Below are 8,332 nucleotides of genomic sequence, written 5' to 3'. Positions count from 1 at the left end.
GCCGAGCTGCGGCCATACCGGCCAGCCGGAAGCGCCCGGTGCCAGCGGATCCCCCGCCGGCCCGTCATGACGCACGAAGGCCACCTTGCGGCCGGTTTTGCGCGCCCAATCGATCAATTTTCGCGCGCGCTCGGCAATGACGTCGGCATCATGGATCGGCGGATCGAAACGGCCGTCGAACATGCCGGTCTGCAGGTCGATGACGATCAGCGGAGCGGCGGCCGAGGGAGCGGTATCTGGCATGGGCGCGAAGATAGCGGAGGTGGGGGGTGGGTCAAGGACGCGGAGCGTGATCCCGCCCTTGTGGCAGATCGACAGTTCGGCGCCGCTCGCCACAGCTTGGATTCAGGGTACGAGCTAGAGCATTCTGCTAGCGGTTCCTCAGAACATAGACGCTGCCAGCAAGGAGGCCCACCGCTATGGCGAACAACACGAGAGCAATAGCGATCCGCCAGGCAACATCCAATGAGCGGCGACCCGGCAGCGAACTGCCGGCTTCGCGCAGTGTTCCAACGGCTACCTTAAGAATTTCCAGGGCGAGAACTACGCAGACCGCAGTAGTTGCGAAAGCCAGCAGCATCTTCGGTGCAGATGGATGATTGTATAAACCGACGATGGACTCACCCAAGCGGTAAAGGGCGATGGGCGCATATCCCATGGCCGCGAAAAGGCCGCCGCCCACCGCAAAGTACATGGCCAGGCGCCAGAGCCAGTCTGAATGTCGCCTGCCGGCCGATTTCCGGGCCCGATAGTCGAGCGCCGCAAAGCAAAGGGTCCCAACCGACCAGCAAAGTCCGATCCACCAATTCATGGATGTATTCTATTGTTCCGCTGGTTAGTTTGAGATTAAGGACGCCCGCCTCCTACAGGCACGGCACCGCTGCCGGAGCGCTCAATCTTCTTCCAGCACCCTCATCCGTCTCGGCGCTACCCGCCGATCCTCTTTCTCCCACAAGGGGAGAAGATAAGCGCCCTACCCAATCCCGCCGGTCACAACATAAGCCCCGCCAACTCGCCGATCCGGCAGCCTCACGATCGCCGTGACGATCGAGCCGTAGGCGCGGCGCCAGACGCTGTGGAAGCCCTGATGCGTCGCAGCCGGCACGACGGCCCGGCCGGTGTGGCGGTTGCCGCTTCCCTGCATGGCGACCGGTTCGCCGTTGACGTGGACTTTCACGGCTGCATCCGGCCCGGCCTCGCCCGCGTCGATCTCCAGCGCGATCGCGATCTCGTCCGTGTCGCCGGCATGGATTGTCTCGGCGGTGAGGGCCAGCATAAGCAGCGCTTCGCTGGGGCGACCCAATGTGCCCTCGCTCCGTTCAAACACATCATCGGCCAGCGGCGGCGTGCGTGGCGGGACGGTGCGGCGCTGGGTGGCGCGCTCGTAGCCGCCGGCCATCGTCAGCAGCGCCACGTCGTCATAGGCCTTGCCGGCGAAGGTCAAGCCCACCGGCATGCCGATGTCGGCCATGGTGCCCATCGGCACCGTCACCGTCGGGATGCCGAGATGGCGCCAGACCAGATTGCCGTTGGCGACCCAGGTGCCGTTGCGCCAGGCAAGATCGGCGGAGGCCTCGTTGACATCCGCATCGGCCGGGCCGACATCGGCGACGGCCGGCAACACCACCGCGTCGACGCGGTTGGCGTCAAGCCAGTTCTCGAAGTCGATGCGGCCTGTCTCTTCCAGCCCCTTCAGCCCGTCCTCCATGGTGGGAATGGCCTCGAGCGGGCTCACCCCGTCCTTCGCCCGCTCGACATAGTCCGCTAGGTCGAAGCCGTCGTCGCCATAGCGGTCGGGCAGCGTGCCCGGCGGCTGTGGAAAGATTTTCGGGCCATCGACCGAAGCGAGATCGGGAATCGCGGGATCAGCATTGGCGCGCAGGAAATCGTCCCACGACCAGATTGACAGGTCCCAGATCTCGCGGTTTGCAAATTCCTCCGGCACCAGGCCGCGATCAACCATGGAGCGCGCGCCCGGACGGTCGCGCTCATAGTTCGATACGACGGGGAAATCGACCTCGACCACCTCGGCCCCGAGTGCCTGCAGGTCATGCGCGGCCTGCCGCCAGAGCTCCAGCACCGAGGCGCGCGTCTCGATCGGCCGGCCGGCGCCGAGATCCTTGCCGATATACATTTTCGGCACGCCGAGCCGCTTGCCCTCAAGCGCGCCTTGCAGGGGAAGCCCGGTATAGCTCGTCGGCCTCAGCGCTGATGCCCTCGGGATCGAAACCCAGGGCTGCACGCGCCAGAAGTCGCCGCGCGTGTCATGGTCGTCGGCGACGATGACGTCGAGCAGCTCCAGCATGTCCGGCACGCTGCGCGTATGCGTCACCACCACATCCATGGTCGGCACCAGCGGCCAGTTGCCGCGCACCGAGATCACGCCGCGCGAAGGCGTGTAGGCGACCAGCGCGTTGTTGGAGGCGGGCGCGCGGCCGGATGACCAGGTTTCTTCGCCGAGCCCGAAGGCGGCGAAACTGGCGGCCGTCGCCGTGCCCGAGCCGTTCGACGAGCCGGAGGCGAAGGCAGCCGTGAGATAATCCTTGTTGTACGGGCTCTCGGCGCGACCATAGGCGCCGCGCTGCATGCCGCCATTGGCCATCGGCGGCATGTTGGTGAGGCCGATGAGCACCGCGCCCGCGGCGCGCAGCCGGGCAATCGTGAAGGCGTCCTCGCTGGCGATCAGATGCTCGAAGGCCGGCGAGCCGGCCGCGACCGTCAGGCCTTTCACCTTGTAGCTGTCCTTGGCGGTGTAGGGGATGCCGTCCAGCGGTCCAAGCGTTTTGCCCGCGCGGCGTCGGCGGTCGGAAGCTGCCGCCTCCTCGAACACCTTTGGATTGAGGATGGGCACGGCGTTCAGCGCTATGCCGTGGCGGTCGTAGTGGGCGATGCGCCGCAGGTACGCGCCGGTGAGCTCGACGCTTGTGACTGTGCCGTCTTCCAGCGCGCGGCGCAGGTCGGCGATCGAGGCTTCGACTATATTCATGGCTTGGCGAACCTCTTGTCAGCAATCACGCGTCCGGCGAAGGCGTAGTCGCGAAGGCCGCGTTCCTCCGCACGCCCCTGCTGCCCTGCCGGGCATCTCCCCGCAAGGGGGAGATTGATGTCGCCCAGACATTCACCAATCACCAGCATGCCGCAAGGCACCCACCTCTCACAGCGTCTTGCTGTCGAACTGGCCGCTTTCCTTCATGAGCTCGATGTAGGTCTTGGCCTGGGCGTTGCCGTGCTCGGCCGCCTTGAGGAACCACTTGGTTGCTTCCGGGTAGTTCGGCTTGCCGTCAATCCCCCGCAAGTAGAGCGTACCAAGGCTGAACTCGGCATCGACATTGCCAACCTGGGCTGCTTCAAGCCACCAGGTCTCGGCGGCCTTGTCGTCCCTTGCGACGCCTACGCCGTTTGCATATGCATAAGCCAGGCTGAGCTTCGAATTTAGCTTTCCCTGCCGTGCGGCCTTGAGCCACCACGCAATTGCATTAGCCTTGCTCTCCGAGACACCGGTACCCGTGGAATAGGCGTTCCCGACTGCCTCCTCGGCCTCTGCGTTGCCCTGCTCAGCAGCCTTGCTCAACCAAGCGAGTGCCTGGCCGTCGTCCCGTTTGACGTCCTGGCCCAATCCATACATCGTGCCGATATTGTATTGCGCGACGGCATGCCCCTTAACCGCGGCTTTCATCCACCATTGGAAGGCCAATCCGCCATCCCGAGCAAATCCGCGGCCTTCATGGTACAGAATGCCTAGCTGATATTGGGCATCGGCATTACCCCCGTCGGCTGCCATCTGCGTCCATTCGGCGGCCAGCCGGTCATTATTCTCGACACCTTCGCCGAGCAAATAGGCCCGGCCAAGATTGTAGCCGGCTTCGGCATTTCCTGCCTCGGCGCCCTTGCGCCACCAAACCGCGGCTTGAGCGTGGTCCTGCGGAACACCCGCGCCAGCGGCATACATCCCGCCGAGCGCGGATTGCGCCAGAGGAGTGCCTTGATCCGCTGCCTTGTTCATCCAGTAGAATGCCTGGGCGTCGTCCCTGGCAATGCCATTTCCCGTGCGATACGCGTTCGCGAGACTGTACTGTGCCACCGCAACGCCGCTGGCCGCGGCCTTGATCCACCATTTGACCGCCAACCGGTCGTCCCGAGCAACGCCGAGGCCTTGGTGGTACAGAATGCCGAGTTGCCCTTGAGCGTCTGCGTTGCCTGCGTCCGCCGCTTTGAGCCACCAGGCTGCACCATCCCGGCTGCTTTGAGCAACGCCCCTGCCCTTCAAGTACGCATTCCCCAGCAACAACTGTGCTTCGGCGTTGCCTTGCTCCGAAGCTTTGCGCCACCAGGCAACGGCTTGAACATCATCCTGCCGTACGCCCATGCCAAGCCAGTACATCGAACCCAGGCTTGATTGTGCTAAGGCGTCCCCCCGGTTGGCCGCCCTGCTCATCCAGAGGAGTGCCTGGGCATCATCCTTGCCAACGCCCTTTCCAGTAGCATACGCGGTGCCGACACTGTATTGCGCCTGCATGACGCCACCGGCAGCGGCCTTCATCCACCATTGAAATGCAAGGCTGTCGTTCTGTGTCAGGCCCTCACCCAGATGGTAGAGGACGCCGAGCATCCATTGGCCGTCCGCGTTTCCCTGATCTGCAGCCTTGCGCGCCCATGTGGCGGCGAGTTGGCTGTCTTTCTCTACGCCTAAGCCGAACTTGTACGCCCTGCTGAGGACATAAGCGGCTTCTGAATGCCCTTTGTCGGCCGCCCTGCGAGTCCAGATCGCTCCTGTTTTGTCGTCTATCTTGACGCCCAGACCGCTATAATAAGCCTGACCGAGGCTGTATGCCGCCTCGACGCTTCCTGCATCGACCGCTTTGCGCCACCAATAGACCGCCTGTTCAGCACTTTTGACCACCCCCTGACCTTGCAAATAAAGGACGCCGAGCTGGTATTCGCCATTTGCATTGCCCTTATCCGCCGCCTTCCTCGCCAAACTGGCCGCAAGCTGATCGTCCTTCGCGACACCACGTCCAAGAGAATAAGCTTGGCTAAGCGACGCTTCAGCCTCCGCAATTCCGCCGTCAGCTGACTTGCGCCACCAGTAGACCGCCTGCTCGTCGTTCTGTGCGGTTCCCTCACCACGCCAGTACATTGCGCCGAGATAGCCCTGAGCATCCCGGTTGCCCATGCTCGCCAGCACCGACAGCTGACGAAATTCTTCCTCATAATCCTTAGCTAGGTGCGCCGCCTGTACTTTCCTTATTGCCGACCATTGCGCATAGTAATTTCTCAACGGTCCAAGCAGCACATAAGCGGCCAGCAATGCCAGGATTATGAAAAGGATTCTTCCGTGGCGCCGCACAGGCGCACTGATGACAGTTGTATTCGCGTCCAGAGACCCGTCGTTATTGCTCATAGTACCCGCCCCACTTGCAACCACCAGTAATTAGTAGCGCAAGCAGAGCCGTTCTGGAATATCCGTGGTTGCGAATATCTCGATCACTCCGGCGCGCCGGCGAACAGCACCGTGCCCTCCCCTCCTGCCGCCGGCCAGTTGCGGATGGTGCCGTCGAGGCCGCCGGTGAGAAGCGTGCCGTCGGCGGCGAAGGCGACCGAGTAGATCGGCCCGGTGCCGGGGTCGAACTCGGCGATCTCGGCGCCCGTATCCATATTCCAGATCCGCGCCGTGCCGTCGAGCGAGGCGGAGCCGAGCCGTTTGCCGTCGGCCGATAAGGCGAGCGCATAGACGGTGCCGGAATGACCGTCGAAGCGGCGCACTTCCTTGAAGGTGTCGAGGTCCCAGAGTTTTATCGTGTAGTCGCCACTGCCGGTCACCGCATGGTGGCCATCGGCCAGGAAGAGCGCGCCATAGGCGCCGCGCTCGTGGCCGTGCCAGCTGCGCAGCTGCTTGCCTGCAAGCATGTCCCAGAGCTTCAGTTCGCCGTCGATGCTGCCGGTGAGCGCCCTGGTGCCATCTGGCGAGATGGCGACGGAACTCACCGACCAATCGTGGCCCGGCAGGACATGCAGCACCGTGCCTTTCAGCAAATCCCAGATGACGACGGAACCGGTGTCGTGGCCGCTGACGGCGAGCTTGCCGTCGGGGCTGATCTTCAGTTGCCGGACGCCGCCGTTCGCTCCGGACGAGAAGACGTGCAGCACTGTGCCATCGGAAAGCTGGCGGAGCACGATCTCGCCATCGTCGCCGGCGGTGAGCGCGTTTCTGCCGTCGGGCATGAAGAGTGCGCTGCGCGCCATGTCCTTGTGGACGCCGAGGTCGCGGATCAGCCGCTTGCCGTCGATATCCCAGAGCTTGATCATGCGATCGGTGCTGGCGCTCATGATCTGGTGGCCGTCGGCCGACACCGCCAGCCAGACGACGGCATCGCGGTGGCCTTCCGGCGCGGTCGGCTGGGCTGGGGGCGGTGGCCGAGGCGGCGCCAGCGTCTGCGGCGGCGTGGCCGGCGCCAGCGCGGTCTGCCAGGCCGGCGTTGTTGCAGGCTGCGCCCGTGCGGCGGGCTGCGGCGGAGCGGCCGCCGGCTCGGACGGTCCGGCCGTGGGCGCCGGCGCGACAGGCGCGGAGGCCGGCTCGGTCCCAGGCTCCGCCGGAGCGACGGCGACTTCCCTGGCCGGCGCGGCCGCATCGCCCCCTGTTTCCCGCCACCGGCCGAACTGGTCGGCGAGGATGACGACAAGGGCAATGAGCGGCACGGCAAGCGCGATGCGGCGCAGCCGCGGACGCCCGGCCGGCACGATCTCGGCGTCGCGGCCGAACAGCGGCGCCGAAGGCTCATGCCTTGGCGCGCCCGGCAGCAGGCCGGCGAGGAACGAAAGCCCGGCGAGAATCGAAAGCATGCCCGCAGCGCCGAAGATCCCGGCGCTCGTCGCGGCCGGGGGCTTGCCGCCCAGCACCAGATAGAGCTTGGCGAAGCAAGCGAAGCCGACGACGAGCATCGCCAGAGCCAGCAGCCTGTCGGTCGATCTTTTCATCGGCATCCCCCAGGCGCCTCCACTCCAACTGGCGGAAGGCGCATCGGCCATTCTAGCCGAGCTTTTCGCCGGGGCTAAGTGCAAGAGATCACACGAAGAAAGGTAAACGTGCTTTGGCGCGACGTGACTTCTTCAATCCCGCCGCCGGCCGAATTTCGGCTTTACTCAGCCGGCCGGCCAATATCCCGATGCTCAGAACCGAAGCGTGATGTCTTTCGCTCCATAAACAAGCGGCCCGTGAGCAGAAAGCCACACTCCCCAAGAATAACAAGCTCGACTACCCGCGCTGGTTGACAGCAAACGCTCTTATGACATTATCCGCCCGGGATTTTCAGGAGAGCCACAGCATGAAGAAGATTTACGAGAAGCCTGTGTTGGTCCGCAAAGGCAAGCTTTCGACAATTGTCGCCGGCGGTCCTTCTACTGTTATCAATGGCGGCGGCCCGGCGAGCTGATCTGCCGGACAATCTGCTGTTAATGCCTGCCGACCCTGGCTCCTTCTTGCGATCCAGGAAACTCGCGGAACCGGCCATGAAGAAAACCTATGAGAAACCAAGGCTGGTCAAGAAGGGCAGGCTTTCGGCAGTCACCGCCAACGGCGCCACTTCGCTCACCTTCTGACCATTACAGCGCGTTGCACCGAAATTCAGGCAACGCGCTGCAATTCCTTGTTTTGATGCACTTCTTCTCCCGAAGCTGCGGCATCCTCTGGGCGACCCAGTTCGCCTTTGCTTGACACATGTCCCCCGCAAAGCCGCCGCGCTTTAGCAGACATGCATCAGAGCGCCAGCACGAGATCATCCAACACCATCTGCCAGTGATGCTTGGTCGATAGACGCACGCGCGTCACCGCCTTCAGCATCGGCGCGTATTGAACCGGCGCCAGCGCCGACAGCGTGACCTCGTCGCGCGCGATCAACTCGTCCCCCAGCCAGCTTTCGACCAGCGCGCTCTCCCCTTCCGAGCGCAGCCATGCGGCGGTCAGCATCACCGAATGGAAGCCGAAAGGCGCCGCACGGCCGAACTCTGCCGGATGGCCGCTGCTGGTGTAGGCGATATAGGCGCCCGAGACGTTGCCGTTGACGTAGCCTTCGCTGTTCCTGGTGTGGTCACGCGACATGGCGTTGAGATTATACCAGTCGAGCCCGGCGTACCCGGAAGGAATCTTGCACAGGCCGCGCGTGGTGATGTCGTCGAAGCCGATGGTGCTGAGCGCCGCGTCGGGCTCAAGCGCCCCGGACGCAAGCAAGCCGAGGTCGGCCGGATAGGCCGACAGCGCGAGGCGCCGGTCGAACCCGCCGCCGGCGATCACGACCTGATCGGCCTCGGCGGCGAGCGGGAAGCGGAAGGTGGTGGC

General features: G+C 64.2%; 7 protein-coding genes and 1 pseudogene. 2 read left to right on the top strand and 6 right to left on the bottom strand.

All coding sequences use genetic code 11. The features are described from left to right. From EOA60_RS10350 to EOA60_RS10330, 5 genes are all read right to left on the bottom strand, one after another. Positions 1–243 (bottom strand): isochorismatase family protein (locus EOA60_RS10350; protein ID WP_128311319.1); only part of this gene is annotated, 243 nt, incomplete at its 3' end. Positions 244–370: 127 nt separating this feature from the next. After that, positions 371–811, bottom strand: coding sequence for a hypothetical protein (locus tag EOA60_RS10345; RefSeq protein WP_127336091.1), 441 nt, complete (start codon positions 809–811; stop codon positions 371–373). A 162-nt stretch (positions 812–973) separates the two neighbouring features. Then, positions 974–2,986 carry an amidase gene (locus EOA60_RS10340; protein ID WP_128311317.1) on the bottom strand — a complete coding sequence of 671 codons (2,013 nt, stop codon included), beginning with the start codon at positions 2,984–2,986 and terminating at the stop codon, positions 974–976. A 168-nt stretch (positions 2,987–3,154) separates the two neighbouring features. Further along, entirely contained in the window at positions 3,155–5,401 is a 2,247-nt protein-coding gene (locus EOA60_RS10335) for an SEL1-like repeat protein (protein ID WP_095824523.1), read from the bottom strand. Between the two features lie 83 nt (positions 5,402–5,484). After that, a complete protein-coding gene (locus EOA60_RS10330; protein WP_095824671.1) occupies positions 5,485–6,975 on the bottom strand; it encodes a WD40 repeat domain-containing protein in 1,491 nt (496 codons plus the stop codon). A gap of 347 nt (positions 6,976–7,322) precedes the next feature. On the opposite strand from EOA60_RS10330, the gene EOA60_RS10325 reads away from it, so the two are divergent. Further along, positions 7,323–7,430, top strand: coding sequence for a hypothetical protein (locus EOA60_RS10325; protein ID WP_095824524.1), 108 nt, complete (start codon positions 7,323–7,325; stop codon positions 7,428–7,430). 76 nt (positions 7,431–7,506) lie between these two features. Next, positions 7,507–7,596, top strand: coding sequence for a lasso RiPP family leader peptide-containing protein (locus EOA60_RS37450; RefSeq protein ID WP_164746769.1), 90 nt, complete (start codon positions 7,507–7,509; stop codon positions 7,594–7,596). A 157-nt stretch (positions 7,597–7,753) separates the two neighbouring features. Here the strand turns inward: EOA60_RS37450 and EOA60_RS10315 are convergent. Then, positions 7,754–8,332: pseudogene (locus tag EOA60_RS10315) on the bottom strand (hypothetical protein); the annotation flags it as partial.

The sequence above is a fragment of the Mesorhizobium sp. M1A.F.Ca.IN.020.06.1.1 genome, from assembly GCF_004023265.1.
GTDB lineage: Bacteria > Pseudomonadota > Alphaproteobacteria > Rhizobiales > Rhizobiaceae > Mesorhizobium.
Note: the sequence above shows the minus strand (reverse complement) of the source record. Positions and strands in the feature narration are given on the sequence as shown.